Below are 25,760 nucleotides of genomic sequence, written 5' to 3' on the forward strand. Positions count from 1 at the left end.
TAGCCCACGGCTACAATAATCACATCCTGCTGAAATTGCTTTCCTTTAAAAGGATTCATCGTCATTCCTCCTGCTATCTTTTTCTATTATTCTACCTTATTTGATAGTAGATTTAAAACTTTGCAACAGAACCCTACAAACCTATCGTCTCCCGAAAGTGCGCAACAGCACCAATCAGGTTCGCATCATTCCGGAAAGCGCAGACTTGGATGTCCGGATCGACAGCTTCTGCGCCATGCGCATTCAGATGATAGGCTGTCCGTTCCCCGATGCGCGCGATCAGATCCTCGCGGACGGAAACGCCGCCACCGATGATGACACGGTCCGGATTGAAGCTGACTGAGAGGTTATAAATACCACGAGCCAAGGCATCGATCATGCCCTCCACAAACTCTACTGCCATCGGTTCGCTTTCTTGCGCTTTCTCGAACAGATACTTCCCGTCGACCACTCCATCGGGCATTTTCATCGCCTTTCCGTAGCGTTCGGCGACTTGGACAGGGCTGCCCAATCTGCTCAGCGTGTTCTCCCCGTCCAGCAGCATGTAGCCGAACTCGCCCCCGAAAAGATTTTTCCCCTTGAACAATTGGCGATTCACGATCACCGCACCGCCGATGCCGGATCCGATGACGATGAACAACGCATGTTGCACATCCTTCGCCGCGCCCAACCATACTTCGGCCAAAGCCGCGCAGTTCGCGTCGTTCTCCACGGAGACCGGGACTCCGAATAAATTTTCCCATTCTGCTTTGATCGGGAAACGATGGATGTACGGAACCGCGCTGATACCGCCGATGATTCCCGCAACGCTGCCGACAGCACCCGGTGAACTGATAGCGACACCCTCAACTGAATCGGTTTTCGCAAAGCCATCAAATACGGACTTCATCTCATTTTTCATTGCATCCCAGCTTTTCGGCGTCTCAAAAGAGCCTTTTCCTGACAAGGCAGCCTCTTTCCATAATCCGAACTTCACGGCGGAACCGCCGATATCAAATACAACTATACTCATATACACACTCCGTTCACTCAGCTTGCTTTTTGTTCAATTACTTGTAAGAACAAACTCCGCGGAAAAGTTATCATAGCGATGAATAGATGTGGAGAATTCAAATGCGCTACCGGTATCCAGATAACCTACTTGCTCCGCCACCGCTACCGGATCACCTTTTTCCATACCCAGTTCCTCAGCTTCAAAATCTGTCGCTTTGCGGACAGAAACCGTCCGATGAGCGCTTTGAATGTTCAGATGAATCTCTTCTTTGATATAGCCATAAATGGATCCCTTGATATTTTTCTCCTTTAAATTCGGAATGAGGTCAATCGGCATATATATCTTCTCCATCACAGTCGGCTTAGCATCCACATAACGAACCCGGTGGATGTCATAAACGAAACTGTCGGACGCGATATTCAGCTTATTGGCAGCCAGTTCCGGAACCTTCTGGATGGAGAAATTCAACACTTTGCTATAAACCTTTTTATCTGGGTACAGAGCAGTCGTTCCGCGGAATTGGTTCGCCAAACTGATGCGGTTGATGGCATCCGCACTCAGATCCTTGACGAATGTACCGGAACCGCGCCTTTTGATGATCAAACCTTCCGACACCAACATATCCAAGGCTTTTTTTACCGTCATTTTACTTGCATTATAATGGACACACAAATCCTTTTCAAAAGGGATCTGTTGGTTTGCAACATACTCCCCATTCAATATTTTATTTCTGATATCATTTGAAATGATGACATATTTTTGCATACTTTTTACCCCTCTCGTTGACAGCTTTCGTGAGAAATGCCAAAAAAAGCAGCTGCCTCAACAAAAAGTCTATATTTTTAGTATATCGAAAATATGCCCCACTGGCAATGACTTGAATCTCATAAAACGATTTCCATTGGTTCTTCACTCACCTGTTTCGCCCATTTAGCAACGATTGTATCCGGAACTTCCAGCTGATTCTCCTCGACTACCTTACGGAACCAACGGCCGGACTTTTTGATTGTCTTCACTTGAGTATGGATATTGGTAGAGATGAAACCATAGCGGTTACGGTAAGCATTCATCCAAGACCAACAGTCGATTGGAGTCCATAAATGGAAACCAAAACAATTGGAGCCTTCTGCCATTCCCTTCGCCAACCAGTATAGATGCTCTTGGATAAATTGGATCCGGTAGTCATCCTCGATAATGCCGTCCTCGTTCAAATATCGTTCTTCCTTGGAAACGCCCATCCCGTTTTCCGACACGAACCAAGGGATATTCCCGTAATTATCACGGATATTTAAAGCGATATCATACAAAGCTTGCGGATATATCTCCCATCCCTTGTCCACATTCATGCGGCGCCCCGGCATTGCGAAACCATCGAAATACTTGGTTGGCAGCCAGTCGACCGCCAAACTGTCAGCTGAAACATCCGGACGTTGGACCCGATTCGGATGATAAAAATTCACACCGAGCAAATCAATCGTGTTCTCCGCAATCTGACAAAGTTCAGCCTCGGACGCATCCCACAAGACACCATCCTTCTGGAACGTATCAGTCAACTCCTTAGGGAACTGTCCCTTGACAGCTGCATCTAAAAACATTTCGTTCATCCATAGATCAGCAAACCTTGCAGCAGACAAGTCCGCTGGATCATCCGAAGCCGGATAAGAAGGTGTCAGATTCAAAATGATGCCGATTTTTCCGTCAACATGTGTATTTATCTTTCTGTATGCTTTGACTGCTTTTGCGGAAGCCAAAGCGATATTGTACGCCACTTGAACGGCCTTTCTGCCGTCCACAAGTTTTGGATAATGGAACTGATACAAGTACGCGCCGTCAACAATGACAAGTGGCTCATTGAAAGTGAACCATTCGGTCACCCGATCACCGAAAAGTTCGAAACATTTGGATGCGAACTTCACGTAAAGATCAACTACGTGTTTCGATTCCCAACCGCCATATTTTTCCTGCAACGCTATTGGCATATCAAAATGGAAAAGATTGATGACAGGCCGGATGCCTTGGAGTAAACATTCATCAATGACCGCATTGTAGAAACGAACGGCATCTTCATTGACAGTCGCTTCCTCGAAATCATCGATCAGACGCGTCCATTGAATCGAAGTTCGAAACGAATTCAATCCGATTTCTTTCATCAAGGCAATATCTTCCTTGTAGCTGTTATAGAAGTTGGAAGCCACATCCGGTCCGACCTGATCGTAGAAGGCATCCGGTTCTATCTCAAACCAATGATCAAACACATTGGCGTGTTTCTTGTTGAAACGACCCTCGCTCTGCGGACCTGATGTCGCTGCACCCCACCAGAATTGCTCTGGAAAATCTATTTTCATTACTTTTCATCCTCACTGTTGTTTATTGTTTGCAAATGATACAGGCGACTTGAAAAATCTCCTGACATTTCCCGGCTCCAGTAATCCTGAGCACGTCCGATATAGTTCCCACCTGAGAGAAGTCCAATTTGCATCAGATCATCTCCGTAGCGGTGTGCTTCCTCTCCCTCTATCCGATAAAGTGCATGGGCATCAAGTCCCTCCAACAGAACGCGTTCATATGCAGGATTTGGTTTCGCCAATACGTGGTACACACCTACCAACGCTTCGGACTTATCTTTCGAAACAACCATCCAAGCTGTGGTGTTGCCATCAAACGGACTCATCAGGCGATAGAAATCCCCTTTGTGAATCAGTGTCTGCCATGCCTTCACCTGAACAATTTGCTCCCGGATGGTTGCTTTATCTGCTTCTGATAGTTTCGTGCTGTCCAGTTCACAACCAAATGTACCAAAAGTAGCTACATCTCCGCGCATCTTCAATGAAGTGACACGTCCCACTTGATGGTTGGGCACTTCCGAAACATGGCTGCCAATCGAAGCCAACGGATACACAAGGGAAGTTCCATATTGAATTTTCAGGCGCTCCACTGCATCCGTGTCGTCGCTCGCCCAGGTTTGAGGAGCATAGTACAACAATCCTGGATCAAAACGACCGCCTCCACCCGCGCAAGACTCAATCAGCAAATCAGGATAACTGGCAAGAAGTTTTTCATAAAGGTCATAGACGCCTAGAATATAGCGGTGCAACACTTCCCCTTGTTTACTTGCCGGAAGGGCTTGCGAAAAAGCTTCGGAAATATAGCGGTTCATGTCCCACTTAACATAATCTATCAGCCCGCATGAAAGGATTGCATCCATTTGGGTAAAAATATTTTCTACAACTTCCTGACGCGAAAAATCAAGAACATACTGGTTACGCCCATGGGAAATATTCTTATTTGGATGGCCTATCTTCCAATCCGGATGCGCTTCGTCAATCGGAGTCCTCTCCGAAACCATTTCCGGTTCGAACCAGAGCCCAAATTGCAGTCCCATTTCGCGTATCTTTTCAGCCAATCCAGCCACACCATTCGGTAACTTGGCCTTATCAACCGTCCAGTCCCCCAAGGAACTGGCATCGTTGTCCCGCTTACCGAACCATCCGTCATCCAATACAAACAATTCGATTCCTAAATTTTTCGCATCGGCAGCCAGTTCCAGAATCTTTTCTTCATCGAATTCAAAGTAAGTAGCTTCCCAATTATTGATCAGGATTGGCCGTTTACTTCCGGACCATTTAGGGCTTATCAGATGTTCCCGGTACAGATTGTGGAATGTGCGACTCATCCCATTCAGTCCGTCCTCACTGTAGACCATCACCGCTTCCGGCGCTGTAAAGATCGTCCCTGGGGTCAGTTCCCACTCGAATTGATGCGGATTGATTCCCAGCATCGCACGTGTGACGTGATAAGCATCCACTTCTACTTGTGCAAGAAAATTGCCGCTGTAGAGTAGGCTGAAACCAAATGCCTCGCCCTGCTTCTCGGTAGTGGTTTCCTTAGCCAAAGCGAAAAATGGATTGTGCACATGACTGCTGGCTCCACGTGTACTCGACACCTGCTGCACGCCGGTCAAGAGCGGTTTTCTTTCGATTTGCGCTTCTCTGGCCCAAGCACCGTGCAAGTGAATGAAGTCATATCCATCCGTCGGCAGATCAAGGTTCAGGCTCATCAGACGTTCCAGAGCATAAGTTTCTTCCCCGCGGTTTTCAATGACAGCATGCCGTGTCATGGCTGCATGTTCATGGAATATCGTATAAGCAAGTGTCAAATACAATTCCGAATAGCGGTCCTTTAAAATGATCTCCAGTGTCGTGGCTTCTGCCGATTCGGCAAAAGTAGTCGGCATTCCCGACAACTTGCGTTTTCCCTCCTCGATCCGGAAAGATTGGTATTCGAACTGACTGATGCGATCCCCTTCCGGATAACGTACTTCCAAGGCAGGATAGCGGAAATCGGTCGTCCCAAACACCGGCATTTCTTGTTTGATATGTTCAAGAGAAGTCGTATGGTCCCCAGTAACTTGATTATTTGAGGGACGTATTTCGCGTTCAATCAGATAACCGAATGCTTCCCGATGTCGGATGGCCTTTCCGGCATACAATTGCTCCATTACATTCGTTTGTTCCATCACTCGGAAAATATAGCTGATTTTACCGTTCGTAAGATGAAATTCATTCATTTCTTTATTAACATAAACATATTTATTCACAGGGCACCTCTATTATAATTTTCTGGTGACTTCTTAATGTCCGGATACTTTTTGCAAATTTTTAGCCATACGGATCTTGATTTTCGAAACAGTCCAAACGCTGGATATCCCCAATATGCCTGGTGCAAAACCGAAGAGGAATATACCGTTCTGCAGACTGAACCAGAGAACCAAAAGAATTTCCATTAACAACAGGATTGTCCAGCTCATGCCTTTTACCAGCATGTAGACCTGTAAAGGTATCGACCATTCCAAATTGCTGAACGCTCTTTTAAAAGATTCCCGGGTAAACAACATCAGGAATGTCCCTCCCTCCATAAATAAGACTAGATGGGTGATTCCTTGCCACAGTGTTTCTTCAATCAATTTTGGCGCCGGCAGAAAGGGAATGATGAACAGATACAACATAAGAAAAAAGAGAAAAACAGAAAGAAATCTTCGTCGATCATTATTCTTGTAATTACGCTTATAATTCTCAAAAGTGTGTTTTCGTTCATTTACCAAAACATCGGAACTTACTGCAAGTAAAGCATCAATAGCTGCATACAGTGTAAAAATACCAGCTCCTTTGATCAAATATAGCCAGAAAAAGAAGCTATTTTTGATCAATTCATAAAGGAAATCGGTCAACAAGTAAATCCTATGCACGAAAGCATCCATTTTATTCGCATTTTGTTGCATGATGATTCCTCCTTTCAGAAATGATATAAAAAGACTGAAAGCACATCGGCGCTTCCAGTCTCCCAAACAATCCGGATAAATCCGCGCTTAATCCAATTTGTATTCCTTGCGCAAATCTTCAGCAAGTTTTTTCAGTGGCTGTTCCACAGGCGTATTGTTCAAATTCAATGTTTCGATCAGAGCAGTTATTTTTGACTCAACTTCCGATACAGCCGGATGGTAAGGTGTGTTCAAAATAATGCTTCCGTCACTCAGTTGGTTCACAAGTGATTGCGCATTGTCAGGTGCACCAGCAAGAGACAATACGTCATCGGCAGCTCTGTTTACAACCGGCACAGCTGATGCGATTTCTGCTTGGATGTCTTGTCCACCGCCGTAAGTCAAGAATTCAAGCAATTCCCAAGCTTCCTCCGGATATTCCGTATCAGCATTGATACTGATCGGCAGATAAGCTGCAGAAGATTGCGTTCCTTTATCGCTTCCTACAGGCAATGGTACAACATCGAATTCAAAGTCAGCATTTTTTTCATACTCAATCCAATCCCATGGCCCCGTCATCCGCATCGCGGCAACTCCAGAAAGGAACAAGTTCGAAAGCCCTTCTTGTTGTGCTCCAGTAGGCTGTACATTATACTCATTGGCTAACGATTGGCTGAAGGCGATTGCTTCAATGGTTTGTGGATCGTCCAATTTTACAGCAGCAGTCACTGGATCGAGCATGCTTGTGCCGTATGCAGTCAACAACTCTTTCAGATAGAAGTTCTCTATGCCGAATTGTACAGTCCGTTCACCCTCTTTGACCGTCAGTTTTTTTGAAATCTCAAGGAACTCATCCATTGTCCAATCATCTTCCGGATAAGGAATTCCTGCTTCATCAAACATATCTTTGTTGTAACCGATTTGGACAGTAGAGCGATCGCGCGTCATTGCATATTGTGCGCCATCAACCTGTCCCAATTCCAATACACCCGGCTGAAATTCTTCCGTATCCAACGCAGCAACTTTATCGGTCAAGTCCGTTAATAAACCATTTTCAACGAAACCGCCGAATCCAGAGGGCTGAACCCACAGCAAGTCCGGGAGATTTCCGCCCGCAGCCATTGTCAATACTCGTTCATTGTACTCAGCGTATGTGGCGGATATTTGTTCGATTTTTACATTCGGATGTTCTTTTGTGAAGGCATCAAGAATTTCTTGTTCTTTCTTTGTTCCTTCCGGGTTGTTGTTCCATGTCATGATTTTTAACGTAATCGTATCTTCACCATTGGCATTTTGACCAGAAGAATCCGTTGCAGCTCCGCTACCGCACGCAGCCAATAACGTCGCACCAATAACTGCCATCGAATATAATGCTTTTTTCCCAAATTTCATCTTTATTTCCCTCCTATAATTATCCTTTATTTCCTTGCGTCGCAATACCTTGTACAAAATATTTTTGTCCAGTAAAGAAAATAATGATCAACGGTACCAACATCAACGTACTTGCAGCCATCATCGGTCCCCAGTATACCGTCAGCGCCCCTTGGAATTGCATGACCCCAATCGCCAACGTGTATTTTTCCATGCTTTGCAGATAAATCAGTGGTGTCATGAAATCATTCCAAAATCCCATGAAGCTCAATAAAGTGACCGTTATGATGGAAGCACGTGACATTGGAAGGATCAGCTTCCAATAAATCTGAAACGTATTGGCCCCATCCAGATAAGCCGACTCTTCGACCTCTTTTGGGATTGTACGGAAAAACTGCCGCAACAAGAAAATATAATAAGAATTACCCAGAAAAGCCGGCAATACCAGCGGCACTAACGTATCCACAAAGCCCAACTTTGACCAAATCACGTACACCGGAATCATTGTTACTTGAGGCGGTAACATCAACGTGGATAACAGTAAAGCGAACCAAATCCCTTTCCCTTTAGCCTTTATGCGGGCAAATCCGTAGGCTACCAGTGAACTGGAAACCACCGTACCGAATGTTCCTAGCCCCGCAACCAACAAGGAGTTTTTATAAAACGTTGCGAATGGAACGATTTCGAATACTTCCTTATAATTATCCCAATCCCAAATTTTAGGAAGCAAGCTTGGCGGAAACGCCATCGCTTCATTTTCCGGTTTGAATGCTGTGAAAATCATCCAAAGGAACGGGAGTATAAACAATAATGAAAGTGAGATCAAGAGTGAGTATATCAGCAGTCTGTTTAATTTATTAGCTTGTTTCTTGCTTCTCAATTTCTTGTTTGTCTTTAATGCTTCTTGCGGTGTCTCCATTTCAAATTCTCCTTTCTTTTATTATTAGTCCCCTGCTTCGTAATAAACTTGCTTACCGACAAATTTGAAAATGAAGACCGTCAGTACAAGGACTATGACGAACAGGACCCATGCTAATGCAGATCCGTAACCTTGATTGAAGAAACGGAATCCCTGTTGATACAAATAAAACACGTAGAACATCGACTGGTAATTGGGTCCTCCCGTACCGCTGCTGACAACGTAAGCTTGGGTAAATACTTGGAGCGATCCGATCAAGCCCATGATCAGTTGGAAGAATATCACCGGTGAAGTGATTGGAACCGTAATGTTCCAGAATTTGTTCCAAGTACTCGCGCCATCCAATTCGGCCGCTTCATAAAGCGTAACAGGCACTTCTTGTAGGCTGGCTAAGTAAATGACCATCCCCCCGCCGATTCCCCATAGACTCATGATCACCAAAGTAGGCTTGACCATCTGCTCGCTCAACAACCACATCGAAGTAGGCAGACCAAAGAAATCCAAGACAGCGTTTGCAATTCCGAAGTTAGGTTGGAAGATAAGCGTCCAAAGCAGAGATGTAGCAACTGTCGGCACAATCGAAGGCAGATAAAAAATCGTCCGGAAAATACCGATCATCTTCACCTTCGCGTTCAATAACACTGCCAACAAATAACCGGTTACCAGACTCAACGGTACGCTCAGCAGCGTGTAGAACAAGGTGTTCCCCATAGATTTCCAAAACAGAGGATCCTCCGTGAACATATTTTGATAATTCTCCAAGCCGATCCATTGTGGAGCTCCAAAACCGGTAGAGTCGGTAAAGGAAAGATAAAGCGAATAAAGCATGGGCCCCGCTGTCAGCAGGATGAAGCCTGCAATCCATGGGAAAGTAAACATGTAAAATAATTTCGTTCTATTTTTGCTTAACATTCTGTACTCCTTTCTCACTCGCTGACGAATGCCATCCATCGTAAATACTGCGGCTTTTACGAATGCATGCATAACATCCTATAAATGATACCCTTTACAATTTGTTTGATTGCCAAATTGTGCTTTTTTCAAGAAAGCATGTATTTATCACTCATTGCATTCGATACTGATGGTCGAATCTTATTTCCGCTCCTCTCCTTAAATCTTCATTCCGCTCATGCACAGTAAGCCGTCGCCGCAGCCTGTTTTTCATTTGATCTCAACCACAAGCATATTTTAACATATATACTTTTAAAAGCAAACATATAGTTATATCTTTTTTCGATAATGTATTGACATGCTTTTTTCAATGTATATATTTATATGTATGCGGTACCATTATTCCCTATCCGCTGCACTTTGTAAAGTACTGATGTGTTCAAGATTTCTGTACATGCACTAAGAGGTTGCAAAAAATATAAAACAAGGAGAAGTATGAATGAAACACTCTGATTGGAAAAGCTATTCAGGAAGCGGGATACGGCCGCAGGATTTCGACGCTTTTTGGGAAGATGGTTTGCGTGAATTGGAGAGTCTGCCGCTTGCGTACAACTTGGAGATAGAAGCTATCCCGTCACAAGTCGCAACCTTCTATCATCTGACGTTCATCGGTGTCGGTGGCGCTCAAGTGCACTGCCAGCTTGTGACACCGAAATTCACAGCAGGCAAAAAATTAAAGGGCATGCTGCAATTCCACGGGTACCATGGCGACTCTGGAGATTTCCAGGACAAAGTCGGTTGGGTGGCGGAAGGTTTTGTCGTGTTGGCAATGGATGCCAGGGGCCAAGGTGGTCTTTCCGAGGACTGCACAAAAACAAAAGGAGGCGTCATGAAGGGGCTGATCATCCGCGGCTTGGAGGAAGGCAAAGAAAACCTCTATTATCGTCAGGTTTTTCTGGATACCGCTCATGCTGCTCACATTCTCAAATCGCTTGATTTTGTGGATGAAACCAGGATCTATGCGCAAGGTGCTTCACAAGGGGGCGGTCTGACGATTGCCTGTGCAGGACTCGTGCCTGACCTGTATCGCGTGTACGTCACCTACCCGTTCCTTTCCGATTACCGCAAAGCCTATGCGCTCGGCGCCCAGACTTCCGCCTTCGAAGAAATTCCGTACTGGTTCCAATTCCGCGATCCACTGCACAAGCGTGAAAAGGAAGTCTTCGATACGCTGGAATACATCGATATCCAGCATTTCGCGCCGCGCATCCAAGCGGAAGTCTGCTGGGTTGTCGGGTTGCAGGATGCTGTCGTTCCACCGATCACGCAGATGGCTACCTACAACAAAATCACTGCAAGAAAACAACTAGTTGAACTGCCGGAATACGGACATGAGTACCTGCCGAAAGTCAGTGATGAGTTGCGGGGGTATTTTGTGGAGTAAGAGATTAAATCTGAAGAAGCACACCAATAATCAAAGGAAAAGATCAGATACAAAATGATTCGAAATTTGCTTTTATGACAGAGAATATGGTCAAGTACGCTGCCTTGGTAATCTTGTAAGCAGAGGAACTACTTCTTGGTTCTCAGAAAAAAAGGTTCCAATCACCAAAATTTGGTGATTGGAACCTTTTTTCAGGCCCTTCAGGCAACTAAATAAAAGTACAATCGGAAAAACAGTCAGAGCCCTTTAAAAGGATGATGAGTTTGCTTTCGTCAGATCTTCTGTTGCATTTTGCAAAGATATCCAAGCTTGCCAGAGTTCATACTTATCCGCTGATTTATTTTTTATAACCTTTTCTGCATATTTTCGAGCAGCCTTGAAAGTACTCCAACTTTTTTTTGTGTACTCTTTTTTTACAAATGCATCTGTATCAGCAATAGCTTTCTTAAGAGTTTCAACAGTCATCTCATCAATGGATATTTCTTCGACTGTTTCAAATGATGCCTCAGTCTTGTCGGAGGCAACAGCGATGATTTCGTCATAATAGATCGTTCCGCTGACTCTGCCATCTGCAATTGCGGAAGAATCACTTATTGCGTTCATCCAAAGACCAAAGTTTGTCACGCCGCCTGCTACTTCGCTTGTGAGACGAGTTTGGTTTCTTTTATCCACAAATTCCAAAAACGGAAGGGTGACAAGCATCGGCTCAGTTGTAGTTGCATATTCTTCGTATGTGTTCAGATATGCCTCGTAAGAGCCGCCATCTTCAGTATTGATCTGAATGACAGTTTTTTGATTTTTCCCGTCGGGAACAACCCAAAACTGCAGTGCGTTGCATGCTGACCAGTCAGATTCTTTGGCGATTGTGGCACCCGCCCAGCCCGTGTTCGTCTCATCATAAGAAAACTGAAGTGAGAAATCACCCTCAAAAACGTTATCTTCAGATAAAGAAATAACCAGATTGCTCCCGCTATCTTTATTTACAGCCCAACTGCTGTTCAGCATAGAGGATTCTCCGTAATAGGATTCAAAATTATCTACCAACAGTGAATCCTTTTCTTGCTCAGGAATATTGAACAGAACTGGGATTTCTTGCAGCTTCGTATCGTCAGCGTACAGAAGGATTTTTCCATTAGGGGCTGCACCAAGTCGTGCTAGGATATCATCAGTCAAAATAGCTCCCACGGTTTTGCCGTCTACGTGCGTATCAAGCGGTATTTCTAGAATACCATTGGAAACACGTATAGAAGCCGATATTCCTTCTTTATTCAATCGTGCATTCAAATTTATTTCTTCCAAAATACGGCTTCCTGCAATCGGAATGGTAAGGTAGCCGCTTGTCTGAGTCCATGCTATGTTGGATGGAACTTCAGGTTGTACAGACAAAACTGATTTTTGGTCGTTGGCAAAGATACTCTTTTCGTTATTATAAAATTCAATAAACGGATCCATCAATTCATGGCCATGCAATAGACCTTCCTGATCGACTGATGCGACATAGGGTGTATAAAAACTGCTATCAGAATAGTTTGTCCAAGTCATGAAAAAGCTACAATCATAAATATCTTTTGAAAGGATATCAAGAATTTCCATAAACCATTCCGGTCGTCTATTCCCGGTGTCGGTCATACCGGCAATCCCTATTTCAGTTACTGCAAAAAGTTTGCCATGCTGTTTCGCAAATGCATCTGTAAGTTTTACTGAATTTTCAAAATTTTTCTGGAACATGTATCCTTCATCGTCCGGCACTGGATTGGAATCATAGGTATCAAATCCAATTAAATCCACAAATTCATCGCCTGGATATCTCTCGTCGTACTCTTCAAGTGAGGAAGCCTCGGATCCTGGACCGTATAGGTAAAGAATATTGTGTACTTCCTTTGTATCGCGCAGGTACTCTACAGTATACTTAAATACGCTTTTATAGGTTTCGGGATCACAAAATGCTTTTCCCCACCAGAACCAGCTTCCGGTATTCTCATGGAAAGGGCGGAATAGCAATGAGCCATCCACTTGTTTTGCGTACTCAGCAATCATATCCAGATACGCATTAAACTGCTCATGATATTGTCCGCCCGGAAGAATCTGATTCATGACGTTACCTTTTAAATTGTAAGAGTCTGCCACGGTATAGTCATATCGATCGTATGTTTTTGTCGCTGAAGCATCCTTTGTAGCAGCGAAAGCAAAATTCGGCATATGTGCAGAAAGGGTCATCAAAGCACCTTTTTCAGATGCTTCATTTGTAAATAAAGCTGCTGCTCTGATATTTCCTTCTGTATTCTCCGGAATCTGTTCGACTTCTGGGTGACGGGTGTTATATTTTGCTGCAAATCCTGCAAACAGATTTCCGCAGTCTAGTCCGTTAAGCCCGGAAATCGAGCCAGTCAGATCTTCGGTGTCTGAGTAAGTCAGCTCGGAACTTCCAGCTTTTAATACGGTATCTTCCATATGCCCATAGATAACCGCATCTGATTCCCCTACTGCTTTCAGATATTGGTAAACTACCTTGGCAGAATCATCTGCTCTTGGATCTGCAAGTTGTATTTCCGTAGAGTAAGGAATGGATTGCCCATTTACGGTAAGCGCTTTATTTTGTCCCGAAAGTTGAGTTCGAGTTTCTGGTGTTACCGTCGCGTCTACATAATTATCCTCGATTGCAGGAGCAGAGAGGCGGATATTATCAAACCATAAGCTACCCTTATAATCCGTGCTATTTCCCACAATCAAAAGCATCAGTTTTTCGGGGGTTTCTGTTTTTGCATAGCTCGAATCAAGCTGAAATTGTATGGCTGCTTTCTTCAGAGTTCCGCCTGCATCTTCCGTCACTAAATTGTGGAATCCTGCCATTTGATCTTGAAAGACATTGTCGGAATTAGCCTTAATCGTTATTTGACCTGTTGTGAAAGCTTCCGAATCATAGTATAAATCAAAAGTTAGTGTGGTGAATGCCGAAAAGTCGATACCAGCTTCTTCAGAAAAGCTAATCCCAGGCTGGGACCAGCCGTTAGTACTATCCTGAGAAAAGTCTATATCTACTTTCAGCATGTTCTTTCCTACGTCATGACTGTATCCACTTATGCCGTGATAGCCGTCACCTGCCCAGCTACTATCAAAAAACCATCCCTGTGTCCCGTCAGAAAAATCCCAAATCCGTTCTTGAGAAGCACTCTCTTCCGCTGCAACCATCGGAACCACTGGATCCAAATAACCTACACTTAAAGAAACTCCTAAAAGTAGCAAACTTACACTCTTAACAAATATCTTTTTCATGAAACTACCTCCTTTTGGTCAAATCTTAACACACCTCTCGAAAAATTCAATAGTATATACTTTTTAATTTTCGAGCGAACTAGTTTATTCAAGAAGAACACGGTTGTTTTAAAGTGTGTTTGTTCGTTATTTGACAGTATTAGAACTTCTCGGTTACTTTCTTATTATTCCGGGTTATCGGACAACTAGCAATTCAAATCGTACGCATTATGGAAATCGTGATAAGTAAATAATAAAGCTGCAAAGAATAGATATAGCATCCATTCTTTGCAGCTTTATTTTTATACCATTTCTTTCTTCTTTGATCTTAATTCATTAGTGATACCAAATTTCATTCTATATCTCCTGAAAGTTCTCCTATTTATGCCTGTTTGCGCTTCTACATCTTTGTCTGTTGCTCCTTCTAGGAACAACTTGAACGCCAGGTGAAGACGAGGGTCATTATCTCTATATTTGGGTTTCCCGCCTTTGTATTTACCTTTTGCTTTAGCAAGTGCAATTCCTTGTTGTTGCGTTTCACGAATATACCGACGTTCTTCTTCAGCCTGGTACTTGTACAGTTCGATAATTAAGTTATTAAGTAATCGACGCAAATTATCATCAGTGATACCTGTTAGCGCTGGCAAATTCAAAACTTCCAGTGTAGCTTTCTTCAGCTGAATTAAATTCATCGTTTCTGTTAGCTCTTTATTATTTCGCCCAAGACGTTTTAATTCTGTCACAACGACTATATCACCTTCACGTATGAATCGCATCATTTCTTGAAATCCTTCACGATTGGTATCTTTCCCCCTTGCTTTATCACTAAAAATTTTATCACACTCTGATAACAACTCTAACTGTCGATCTAAATTTTGATCTATGCTGCTTACTCGAGCATACCCAATTTTCGCCATAATAAAACTCCATTAAAATTCTCAAATCCGGATCATTTTTTTATTTCTGTTGCCCAACTCTGTTGACCTCTTAGAAATCCAAGTATATCACAAATATTCAAAACGACCAATAGGGTATACTCTGGTGGCCTCTAGAATCATCTTTCTGCCCTAATGCTGAAGGAACCATGAAACGAGTAATTAAAAAAGGTCAAAACATTTAGTTTCTGACCTTTTAATATAATTTAATTCGAATTCAAAAGTTGTTAATGCTCTTAGAGATTTAGCTTCCACAGATTTTTTTACAAACACTACTAATCAAAAAATCACTCAACTTGTTATAGATTATTGTTGTTCTCCTAGTATTCTCATCTCTGAAATACCTAGAAAATTTGCCCACATATATATTCGAACATACTTATATGCTATTCCTCTATGATTGCTATCTGGAATAAAACTCTGCCAGTCTTTTGTATTCTTTCCTCGTGGAGCTGCATCTTCCCAAAGAACCCCGTCTTGTGAAACTTGAAATTGAAAAGCCTCTGCTCTCTTTGAATATTCATCCTGTCGAGCTAAAAATTCAATTCTATCAATGACTATCGGTTTATCCGAAAAATCGAATTGTACATATGTTTCGCCATTCTGCTCTTTTCTAAATTCTGACATGGTACTACTATCGCCATCAAACCATGCAGATACATCCTTTGGACTTCCACTACTTGTCTTGTAAACACGTGCGAGTGCATCTTTGATAAGCCGAGCATTACTAGATTTATAAAATTCTTTTTTATCGGTCGTTTCAAATAATGTTGCCCCTGGGTTTCCATCGGCATCTAAGTAATCAACTTTTACTGAGATATCTGAACCAAAATCTTTGCCTTCTGGATAAGTAATTGATGCAATCCAATTTAAGTCTCCATTCTCTTTTACCTCAGCTTTGACTTGATCAATTTCCACTTCTAGATTGCTTATATTTTCTATTGCCTCTATTTCTAGCTTGACTTCCTCCCCAGGTAAAATCATATTTTTAATTCCTGAATTTTTCATTTCAACTCTGGTAATCTTATGATTGACTTCATGCCTTTCCCCGAAAATCCGCAACTCGGAAAATGAACTAATATTGGGATAGGCTGGATCTGTTGGAGTGCCAGGATTATCTACGCGTAACATAAAATATCGATAGAATGTATTTTTATATTCTTCTTTTACATGGAGTGTTTCCATTTCTTCGGTAAAAGTCGTCGAATTTTCAGTTAGTAACGTCCATGTTTTATTATCTTCTGACCCATAAATATTAAACCCTTGATAGCGGTTAGGAAATCCTCGTCTCGTTTGCATTTGAAAAGAGTTGACCGTCATTCGATACTCTGAGCCAAAGTCTAAATAATATGGATTTTTTAAATCTCCACTGAATGTTGCATCATCATTATCTAGTAAAACGTGCAGATTGGAATTATTTGGTAAAATCGAAGAATAGGCTGCATAATCAAACGAGCCATCTTCAACTAATGGATTCAACAATTCTAAATCTGCTTGAGCCTGCGTAAATGCCTCGTAAGCTTCCATAAATTCTTCATCTGAATATTTTTCATCTATTGCCTTTTCAACTTCCTCCATGGTTTCTAAAAAAGTAGTTTTTGAGCTGCTAGTATAAATCTGATTTGAATCAAATTCTTTCATCGCCTCATCAAAAGCAGTTTGTCGGTCTGGGTAAACGTTTAAGTGAATGGTTTCCCCGCGAATGAATTGATCATTTTCCATGCCTATAACTATATTTCTCTTTCCTAGAGCCATATTATTGCTGTCTATCGTCATTTTAGCATCCTCTAGTTGAATCCCCTCTGAATTATCCCCTAAAAAGATATTTGCTCCCTCACCATCAACGATATCTATATTAAACGAAGCTATTTGTCCTTTAATGATATGTCTAGCTTTAGAAGTATCTTTTGCAAATTTAGGTATGGTTCCTTTTATCCCATCATTAGCTGTGTTTACATAATTGACCCATTCAAAATCCACTGTGACTTCTTGATCAGATAAAACAGCGTAAAAATCGATATTAGGCAGATTTTGAGCTTTAGTGTCTATCCCCTCTTCTGTCGAATATACAACTGTTTTCCATTCCCCTTCTGTATTTGGTAATACGATCACTTGGTAAGGGTCACTATAGTCATTGGAACTGGATAAATTTAAACGAGACTCTCCATTCGATCGATAGCGAATTGCCATATTAGCCGTCTTTCCTAAACTAGCAACAGAAAAGTGATTGCCACCCCTAATAGTCGATGTATCTTTAGGGTAGCTTTTATCATAAGCAGTTTCCTTTAAATCTTGTATAGTTGGTACAGCTTTAGTTGTAAAAAACTGTTTTCCATTCTCAGTATTAAGTTTTGTGTGAGTTTCATCTAACAGGGTTCCTCTTACTGTTACATTCACTTCGGGATTACCTTGAGTTGCTGGCACAGATAGCTCCGGTTCATTTGCTCGATCTAGGGGCATCGATAGCCAGTATTCCGCGCCAATTTCGGTCATTTTATTATCAGAATGTGATCCCCAAAAATTATTTTTCTTATCAAATGAATAAAAGACTGGTGCTGCTTGATTTTTTGCCATATGCGCGATCATAGGAGCTTTTTCTTCAATTTCAGAATCGCTCATACCTATTTTGTACCGATACATATCATAGAGTTCGGTACTACTATAGTATAATCCGGTCCTACCACGATAAGCCGGAGATATTTCCCCACCAAAATCCATCCCATTGCCAGTCTTCGTCCATGGAATTGTTTGTCCAACCATGTACTTCGCCCACTGCTCTGTTCCTTCTAATAACCGATTATTTAAAAATTCATATATTGTTGTAGCATCCTCATTAGTAGAAACTGTCCCCTCAGTAGGATCAATTCGCGTTTTTTGCTGAGTAAGTATTCTGGCTAACCCTATCATATTCAAAACATCCCCTGAAGAATGTGCATTATCACGTCCCATTTCAAGATGTTGGATATAATCTTGACCAATTGGATTCCCCTGTTTATTAGCTTCAATCAAGGAATATTGATGAATCAGGGAACCATTTCGTTCAGGTCTATCCGTATCTTTATTCACCGTGAACCATTCAACAGCTTCCTCATACATTGCTTGATCATTTTTAAAGATTGCTGTTAGAATCACACCTGTTGTAGCATACAAGTGTTGATTCATATAGTAATCATTTCTGTTATAGAATGTTTTTTGAGCGGGATCAATAAAGTTTTCAATCAAACGTTGATTATCCTCTTTTGTCCAATTCAAATCATAATCCTTTACATCTTCATTGCTAAATGTTTGATCTAAGGGTTCCGTATACTTAATCATTTCAGCAGCACTGACTAGGTAGTACACTGGAACAGCTACGTGTATATGAGCATCTGGGAAATAGTTGAATTTTTCAGCATCTAGATTACTCCAGATTCTAATTAATCGGATAGCATTATATCGATACGTGCTATCTCCAGTTAAATAATAGAGAATCGATTGTGTATACGCTTTGAAACTATCTTGACTCAATCTTACTGTTTGTGAGGCATTGTCATAACTTGTAACAGCAGGATCGTGTAAAGTTCCCTCAACTAAATTGCTGGATTTAAATTGCTTTTCGGCAGCAGCGGTTTCTTTCATTGCTTTGTAGTATCCTAGATACGTTTCATTTCCTTCAATTAATTGCTGCCTGGTAATCTCCAATTGTTCTGGGTCGACACTTATTCCTGGATGAATAAATCCATTTTCTTCTGTAATTTTTAAATTTACTTTATCTTCGATTTCCTCCGTTTCACTCGCATAAGCATTTGATGGGGCAAGTAAAGTCATTACAGTCATTGCCAAAACTGCTATAAAAAAGTGGATACCGTTTCTCATTTTCTTCCTCCTAAGCCTTTTATATTAGCGCTTTCATTTATACGTATTCGCTTTCCTGTGAAAAATATTTTTGAAATTAAGCGGTTAAGGTCTCCTTTCCTGGCTCCTTGCCTATTTTATTTGAAGTATTTCAGTAATGATTCATGGTATTTGTAAAAAATAGATCTGAGTCACACCAATTTATGGAATCAATTGTTTTTCCTTATAATTTAGTGAAACGGACAGATCTATAGAGTACCAAAAGTAATTCTTCTTGAATGGACCTTTCTTCTAGCCAAGTTTTTACGTGATTAGAAGTTTAGTGCATCATTTTATTCTTTGTATCTTATCTAACGATCTAACGTCATTCTAAGCTATAAACAACAATTCTTTCTTACAAACCGCAAACCCTAAAAATACAATACACAATCGTTTAATGTGTTTGGCAATGATTCTTTTTCTCGTAAAAAAGTAACCTGACTTTCATTCACGAATGGGTCATGCGTCGTGATGCTGTTCCTGATAGTGAAAGAAATCAAAATCGGCAAAAGAACTGTGGTCATCCATATCTTGTGCACATAGCCCAACCATGGCTCCGGTAAATGCAAGTTTTCCATTTGCTTTGATGTAATCATCACTTAAATGATCAGCAGGTGTTTTGTCACCAATGGCTTGAAGTTCTTGATCCCCCACTGCAAAAAAGAATTGAGCCTTATCTCTCGCCACTTCCACTGCTAAGGTGATCGGTTGATTTGCTTCAATCATGATTCGCTCAGAAGCATAGGACATATGATTCACGTCATTGATCTCAAGTTGAATATATTTCTCAGCTGTACTTTCATCATACGATACATGAAGATAATGCCAATTATCTGTGTCATAGAACAAGATCAGACCAGCGATTTGTTGAAAATTTTTCGGTTCAAAAGCCATCACGGTTTCAGCCCGAAAAGAAAAATGCTGCCAACGTCGAGCAACCAATGTCTGCTTATGCAAACTGCTAGGGCTTTGTTCCCCGTACAAACGTAACCATCCGGGACGTTCACTTAAAGAAAGCTTAGGGTGTTTTTTTAAAGGTTGTCGCAAACTTTTAAAATAAGCTGGTAATTCCAGTTCCTCAAAATCAGTAAACGTAGAAAAATCTCTTTTTTGAGTAGTATTTTTAGCAATACTAGGTGCTTCCACTTCTAAATCCGGGAAAATCGTGCCGTTACTTAGCCGTGGCCAACCATCGATCCATTCGATTTTTTGTAGCGCGGTTTCTCGTCCTAGCGTACAATTTCCTCGCTCTGTCAAGGGTCTAGAACAAATATGCAGAATATACCACTCTTCTTTAGAAACCTCTACAAAAGAAGCATGACCGCTTTTTTGCAACGGATTGGTTGGATCTGGTTTGGTAGTAAGCAATGGGTGATACGGAGAAAGTTCATAGGGCCCCAATACATTTGTTGAACGGCAAACCGTTGCTGCATGGGAGTAACCTGTCCCACCGGCAGCACATAATAAATAGTAATAGCCATCTTTTTTTAAGATTTGTGGTCCTTCACAGACACCCAGATCTGTGCCATGGAAAAAGTGTTTTCGAGTTCCCACTAATTTCATTTGTTCCACATCGTACTCCTGAATCACCAATCCATCAAATCGCTGTCTGTCTAAACGGTGATCAAATAACATACTCATAATATAATGCTTACCATCGTCATCGTGAAAAAAGGCCGGATCAAAACCAGAAGCTGTGACAAACACCGGATCACTCCATGGACCCGTCACATCATCAGCAAACAGTACATAGTTTAATGTATCTTTAAACTCCGTTCCTGTTTTTACATCCGTGATCAACAACCAAAATTTGCCGTCAGAATAACTTAAATGCGGTGCCCAGATGCTGCCAGAATTGTAATTTCCAATCAAATTGGCATGCTGATACTCTTGTAATGGGCAGGCGATTGCTTCCCAATTGATCAAATCGCGCGAGTGATAAATCTCTACTCCCGGCATCCATTCAAATGTTGATGTTGCGAGATAATAATCCTGCCCCACTTTCGTAACTGTTGCATCAGGATTGAATCCCCGTAGAATTGGATTTTCAATTTTTCTCATGTTCTTCCATCCTTTAAAAAAAAGCTGTGACAGAAGGATCCGCTAAACAAAAATCTCCGAACAACAGCACTTCATTATCGTTGGATATTCAGTTTGCTGAAAAACGAACGTCACAGCTTATATTTTATTGATATTTTCCACCAAAAGGTTTTTCCGTCCACACCACTCGTAAATCTCGTTTCTTCTCTCCAAATACTTCGATTGGCAGTATGCTGTAGCCAGAAGCTTGCAGATTTTCTGGTTTCCAATGATCCAGCATCAAGTAGACTTCCCCCTCTACTTCAAAGGCATAATTGGTTTGTCCAAAAAAAGTTTGACGGTAATTTGGTCCCTCACAGGGGTTATCGATCAGTTTATGTGGAGAGAACAAAAATGGTGATCTGGAATATAGTGCTGCGTTGGGATCCCACCCTGTCGTTCCAGAGGTGAGCATAAAATACAGACCATTGCGTTTAAAGACGGCTGGTGCTTCACGTTCTTGATCAATCAATATTTTTGTATAAAGACCCGTGAGCGCTTTACGGTCTTCTGTCAATTCAGAAATATACATGGTTTTATTGAAATCACTACTATGAATCAAATACGCTTTTTCCCCATCTTCAAAAATAGTCATATCACGACAATCTTTGCGATTTGGTTTAAAGATATCTTGTAAGATAAAAGGACCGGTTGGGCTTTTCGCAGTAGCCACACCACAAGCAGCATATAAATAATCATCGTGATCGTAGTGGAACCACAAAACAAATTCTTGCGTCGTTTTCGAGAAAATCACCTTGGGTCGTTCGATGATCTTGTCTTTATATAGCTTATCTTGTGGCTCCTCAGAAGCTGTTAAAACTAAGCCTTCATAGTGCCAGTCCTTCAAATTAGTGGAGGTATAACAAGAGATTCCAATAAAATCCACTTTCCTTCCGCCAATGGAAGAAACTACATTCGGTCCGGATTTGTTCTCCCCATACCAATAAAACGTATCTTCATGTTTTAAGATCATCCCACCGTGGGCCTGAACGGGGTTGCCATCTGTGTCAAGCCACTGTTCACCATTTCTATTTGGCATTATTTTACATAACTCCCAAAACAGCTAAGATTGCTGAAAGAATAAGAATCAATATCATGATATAATTCGGTGATTTCCCTTTCCGCAACAACTGTGTAGAAACTAGTACCAATGATAAAGGTAAGATCCCTTTCATCACTTTATCAAGAATATCTTGCAGAACAAATTCTTGTCCAGAAATGTCCGCTTTAAAATTTAAAACAAATGGAACGTTCAAGAAAGTCATTGCACCAACCATAATTAAACCAAGCAGTGTTGCACCTTTTGTCACAGCTTTTATCAAGCCACTTTCAGTAGCTGTTTTAATATAGTTCGCTCCTAATGAATAACCAACAAAAGTTCCGTAATAACGAACGGCAAAGAATGGAATATGGAACAATAGGAAAAATAGGAGCGGACCTAAAACATTTCCTTGGCTTGCCAATGATAAAGCAATCCCAGTAACAATAACTCGCAATGTACCCATGAAGAATGAATCTCCAAGACCTGCTAAAGGCCCCATCAATCCCACTTTGATCCCGTTAACGGTTTCGTCCATATTCGGTATTGGCTCAATAGAATTTTCTTTCTCCATCGATAAGGTCACGCCTAAGATAAAAGGAATAAACCCTGGATAACAGTTAAAATAAGAAGAACTACGACTGAGTGCTTTATAATATTCATCTTCATCATTTTTATAAAACTTTTTAAGCATTGGAATTGAGGCAAACCCGTACCCTACTCCTTGCATTTTAATAAAATTCATTTCAGCAGATTGCGTCAATGAACGCCAGTAAACTTTTTTCAGCAGCTTTTTATCTTCTGCATCAATTTTTAAATTAGACATAAATCCCATGTTTTTCTTCCCCCTTCTTAATCAAAGAAATCATCAACAACATCATCACCGGATGTAGCGCTTGTTCTACTTAGTTTAGCTGCTTCAGTAATTTTCTTGTCTTGATTTTGTTTTTGTAAATAATTATAGCCGTATAGGAAAGCTAAGACCGTACCTACTAAAGCAATCCCCATAGTGTCTAATTGGAAATAGGCTGCTAGAGCAAACCCAACAAAAAAGTAAGGGATCAGTTCTTTGTCCCATAAAGATTTTAACAACATACCAAACCCCATAGCAGGTAACAGTTTTGAAGCAATTGCTAAGAAACTATTTACAACCTCTGGCAAGTTGTTCATTAATGTACTGATTGGATCAACACCAACCATGATTACAACAAATGAAATAATGGCATATGGTATCCCAAAGAAAAAGACTGCTGCTAAGTGAATTCGTTCATACCCTTTATCATTGTGATTTTCTACAGATTTATCAACAATCGCTACGACAGCATTGTGCCAAACAATCTTGATCAAGTTATAGACAAAAATTGAAAGCAAACCAACTGGAACAGCCAAAGCTACTGCGGATTCCACATCATTACCAGCTAAGATTGCAAAAGAAGTTCCTACGATGGCACCCATTTCTGTATCAGAAGGTAGACTGCCTCCAACACCGAAAACACCTAGAAAAACTGCTTCTAACGAGGCCCCAATGATAATTCCTTGGGTGAAATCACCCAAAATCAAACCGATGATTGGTCCAATGATCAATGGCCGCATTTGAAAATTGGCAAAGCTCAAAGCAAAAAATTTAATAAAATAAGTCGCAACCGCGATAAGTATTGCATTAACTAACATACTCTTTTTCCTCCTTTATTTATTGGAATTTCTTTCCAACTAATGCTTTTAATGATTCAGCTGTTTGTCCTGGAACAGGTTGATAGCTCACATCCCCTGCTGCTTCAAAAATTCGTTTGAAGTTTTCGACGTCTGCTTGATCCAAATAGACAGAAGAGGCTACCTCTTGTTTTGGGTTCTCACCTCCGCCTAGTTGACGACCATAGTTTGACAGATTTAATCTTTCCACTTTAACGTCACTTTTTAGGATTCGAAGCATATCTGTTGGGTTATTGACCAAAACCAAAATCTTCATGTCTTTTGCTCGTTGATCATTCACAATAGCTATCGCCTTATCTACAGGTACGATAGCTGCTTTAACAGAAGTGGGAGCTGCTAGTAGCAATGCACTTTTTTGAATCTCATTTTGAGCAACTTCATCATTGGCTACAATAATTCGTTCAACCCCCAATTCCTTCGTCCACATGACCGCGACTTGTCCATGAATTAAACGGTCGTCAATTCTTAACATTGAAATCATCTTTTTTTCCTCCAATAATTATTATGTTTTCTTTCCACACTCTTTAATAAGCAATTAGCATGCCAATATTTTGTCGAAAGCACTTTCACGCTTCTGTTCCATAGACTTCCCACTGTGTCAGCGCTGGAAATGGCGAGTCATCGTGATGTTTGATTAATTGTTTCAATTTGACACTAGATGTCACTTTTTCAGCGAAAGAAAAGAACTGTCGCTCTAAACGATCATTTGTTGCGAAGGTTAATGTACTAGTGTCGGAGAACTCTACCGTGACATTTGTCCAAAAACTATCATGGGGATAGTCTCCCCGAAAAACGAATGCCATCTCATCGATTTTGACTTGTCGGCCAAAGTCAATCGTCATTTCAGCATCTGCTTGTTGATTGATTCCCCACGACTGATATGGATAAGAGCCGTGTGATTCATTAGCGATCATGCCATCGATCGCGTTGCGGGCAAAAAACGTTGAGTCATTTCTCGTTTCAACATTTGCAAAAGCATGGGGATACGCTCCTTGAAAATCTTTTTGCGCATGAACATTCAAAGCCAGATTTCGGCGAGCAGAAACTTCCTCCTTCGTTGCCTTCTTGACCCGTAGGTAGTGTCGCTCGCCGCTAAAAATTTTAGGCGAATAAGCCCGTTTTAATTGTTCATCTATCACTACTTCATAAATGAACTGACCCTCGGGGATGTAAACCAAACTAGGTGCCAAGGCTTCGTCCAGTTGAACCCAAAGAAATGTTTCATCCGTGAGGATTTCAATAAAATCTCTAGTTTGATACGAATAATTTTTAAATGCGAGATAAGTTTCCACTTCGTGTGATCTACTACTGATGTTTTCGCCGCTGTGATTTTTTAAAGATAACGTAATCATGAAAGTAACTCCTTTTTTAGGTAGATTTTTTTGTTGCTTACAAAACAGTTCCAGAGATTGAGCATGGGATAAAAGTTAAAAGCATGTTTGTTCCACCCTTTAAACACGTATAAACGGCGAGAGCAGAAGCAACTCCTGCGGAAATAAGTCATGTGAGAGCCAATCTCCATGTATTTCTACTTATTTCTCGGAGTTTCACACTTCTGTTCCAGCCTCTCTACGATTAGTCAAGAGGGCTTTACTAAAAGAAATCTACTTCCTCGCTAGTTGGATTTAAGACGAGGCGCTTCATGCCACTTTGACCGTTGGCAATAATCGTTTCCATCGTTTCACTATCCGTTGGTGCTAACAAAATCATTTCCAAAACTAATGGCAGGCTCATTCCCGCAACTAATGTTACATTTTCTTGCAGCGTCAATTCCAACATTTCGTTGCAAACACTCCCCCCTGCAATATCTCCCAAGATCAATACATCATCTTCTGAAGAAATTTGGTCAGCAATTGCTTTTCTGATCTGCGAAGGGTGACCGCCAGGCATCAGACCATAGGCTTTTAAATTTTCTTGCTTGCCAGCAATCATTTCAGCAGAGTCTTTCATTCCTTGGGCTAAATGATTGTGTGATACTAAAAATATTTTCCGCATA

19 protein-coding genes are annotated in these 25,760 nt (G+C 41.3%); 1 reads left to right on the forward strand and 18 read right to left on the reverse strand.

Annotated features, from left to right (window positions below):
• Positions 1-133: 133 nt before the first annotated feature.
• From IAE45_RS16150 to IAE45_RS16185, 8 genes are all read right to left on the reverse strand, one after another.
• Positions 134-1,012, reverse strand: coding sequence for an ROK family protein (locus tag IAE45_RS16150; RefSeq protein WP_200127337.1), 879 nt, complete (start codon positions 1,010-1,012; stop codon positions 134-136).
• A 33-nt stretch (positions 1,013-1,045) separates the two neighbouring features.
• The gene (locus IAE45_RS16155; RefSeq protein ID WP_200127340.1) at positions 1,046-1,759 is read right to left on the reverse strand and encodes a GntR family transcriptional regulator; all 714 of its coding nucleotides are present in this window, start codon (positions 1,757-1,759) and stop codon (positions 1,046-1,048) included.
• Positions 1,760-1,878: 119 nt separating this feature from the next.
• The gene (locus tag IAE45_RS16160; protein ID WP_200127342.1) at positions 1,879-3,339 is read right to left on the reverse strand and encodes a glycoside hydrolase family 1 protein; all 1,461 of its coding nucleotides are present in this window, start codon (positions 3,337-3,339) and stop codon (positions 1,879-1,881) included.
• Positions 3,339-5,561, reverse strand: coding sequence for an alpha-galactosidase (locus IAE45_RS16165; protein WP_200127406.1), 2,223 nt, complete (start codon positions 5,559-5,561; stop codon positions 3,339-3,341). The genes IAE45_RS16160 and IAE45_RS16165 overlap by 1 nt, the downstream gene beginning before the upstream one ends.
• 63 nt (positions 5,562-5,624) lie before the next feature.
• Positions 5,625-6,272 carry a DUF624 domain-containing protein gene (locus IAE45_RS16170; RefSeq protein WP_200127344.1) on the reverse strand — a complete coding sequence of 216 codons (648 nt, stop codon included), beginning with the start codon at positions 6,270-6,272 and terminating at the stop codon, positions 5,625-5,627.
• A gap of 87 nt (positions 6,273-6,359) precedes the next feature.
• A complete protein-coding gene (locus IAE45_RS16175) occupies positions 6,360-7,643 on the reverse strand; it encodes an ABC transporter substrate-binding protein (protein WP_200127346.1) in 1,284 nt (427 codons plus the stop codon).
• Positions 7,644-7,662: 19 nt separating this feature from the next.
• Positions 7,663-8,541 (reverse strand): carbohydrate ABC transporter permease, encoded by an 879-nt coding sequence (locus IAE45_RS16180; protein ID WP_200127348.1) that lies wholly within the window; start codon positions 8,539-8,541, stop codon positions 7,663-7,665.
• A gap of 24 nt (positions 8,542-8,565) precedes the next feature.
• Complete coding sequence (locus IAE45_RS16185; protein ID WP_200143140.1) at positions 8,566-9,453, reverse strand: carbohydrate ABC transporter permease; 888 nt, start codon at positions 9,451-9,453, stop codon at positions 8,566-8,568.
• A gap of 478 nt (positions 9,454-9,931) precedes the next feature.
• Between IAE45_RS16185 and IAE45_RS16190 the strand changes: the two genes are divergently transcribed.
• Positions 9,932-10,876: an acetylxylan esterase gene (locus tag IAE45_RS16190; protein WP_200127353.1), complete on the forward strand. Its 945-nt coding sequence runs from the start codon at positions 9,932-9,934 to the stop codon at positions 10,874-10,876.
• A 246-nt stretch (positions 10,877-11,122) separates the two neighbouring features.
• Here the strand turns inward: IAE45_RS16190 and IAE45_RS16195 are convergent, their stop codons facing one another.
• The 10 genes from IAE45_RS16195 to IAE45_RS16240 form a co-directional block, all read right to left on the reverse strand.
• Positions 11,123-14,149 (reverse strand): glycosyl hydrolase, encoded by a 3,027-nt coding sequence (locus tag IAE45_RS16195; RefSeq protein WP_200127355.1) that lies wholly within the window; start codon positions 14,147-14,149, stop codon positions 11,123-11,125.
• Positions 14,150-14,430: 281 nt separating this feature from the next.
• Positions 14,431-15,045: a recombinase family protein gene (locus IAE45_RS16200; protein ID WP_200127357.1), complete on the reverse strand. Its 615-nt coding sequence runs from the start codon at positions 15,043-15,045 to the stop codon at positions 14,431-14,433.
• A 324-nt stretch (positions 15,046-15,369) separates the two neighbouring features.
• The gene (locus tag IAE45_RS16205) at positions 15,370-18,918 is read right to left on the reverse strand and encodes a discoidin domain-containing protein (protein ID WP_200127359.1); all 3,549 of its coding nucleotides are present in this window, start codon (positions 18,916-18,918) and stop codon (positions 15,370-15,372) included.
• Positions 18,919-19,395: 477 nt separating this feature from the next.
• Entirely contained in the window at positions 19,396-20,997 is a 1,602-nt protein-coding gene (locus IAE45_RS16210; RefSeq protein ID WP_200127361.1) for a glycoside hydrolase family 43 protein, read from the reverse strand.
• Between the two features lie 124 nt (positions 20,998-21,121).
• Complete coding sequence (locus IAE45_RS16215; RefSeq protein ID WP_200127362.1) at positions 21,122-22,054, reverse strand: glycoside hydrolase family 43 protein; 933 nt, start codon at positions 22,052-22,054, stop codon at positions 21,122-21,124.
• A 4-nt stretch (positions 22,055-22,058) separates the two neighbouring features.
• Positions 22,059-22,889, reverse strand: a complete 831-nt coding sequence (locus IAE45_RS16220) for a PTS system mannose/fructose/sorbose family transporter subunit IID (RefSeq protein WP_200143141.1) — start codon at positions 22,887-22,889, stop codon at positions 22,059-22,061.
• Between the two features lie 17 nt (positions 22,890-22,906).
• Entirely contained in the window at positions 22,907-23,725 is an 819-nt protein-coding gene (locus IAE45_RS16225) for a PTS mannose/fructose/sorbose/N-acetylgalactosamine transporter subunit IIC (protein WP_200127366.1), read from the reverse strand.
• A 19-nt stretch (positions 23,726-23,744) separates the two neighbouring features.
• Positions 23,745-24,245, reverse strand: coding sequence for a PTS system mannose/fructose/N-acetylgalactosamine-transporter subunit IIB (locus IAE45_RS16230; protein WP_200127368.1), 501 nt, complete (start codon positions 24,243-24,245; stop codon positions 23,745-23,747).
• A gap of 85 nt (positions 24,246-24,330) precedes the next feature.
• Positions 24,331-25,116: a hypothetical protein gene (locus tag IAE45_RS16235; RefSeq protein WP_200127370.1), complete on the reverse strand. Its 786-nt coding sequence runs from the start codon at positions 25,114-25,116 to the stop codon at positions 24,331-24,333.
• Between the two features lie 241 nt (positions 25,117-25,357).
• Complete coding sequence (locus tag IAE45_RS16240) at positions 25,358-25,759, reverse strand: PTS sugar transporter subunit IIA (protein ID WP_200127372.1); 402 nt, start codon at positions 25,757-25,759, stop codon at positions 25,358-25,360.
• Between the last annotated feature and the right edge of the window lies 1 nt (position 25,760).

The organism is Enterococcus sp. S53, assembly GCF_016516865.1.
Classification (GTDB): Bacteria; Bacillota; Bacilli; order Lactobacillales; family Enterococcaceae; genus Enterococcus_D; species Enterococcus_D innesii.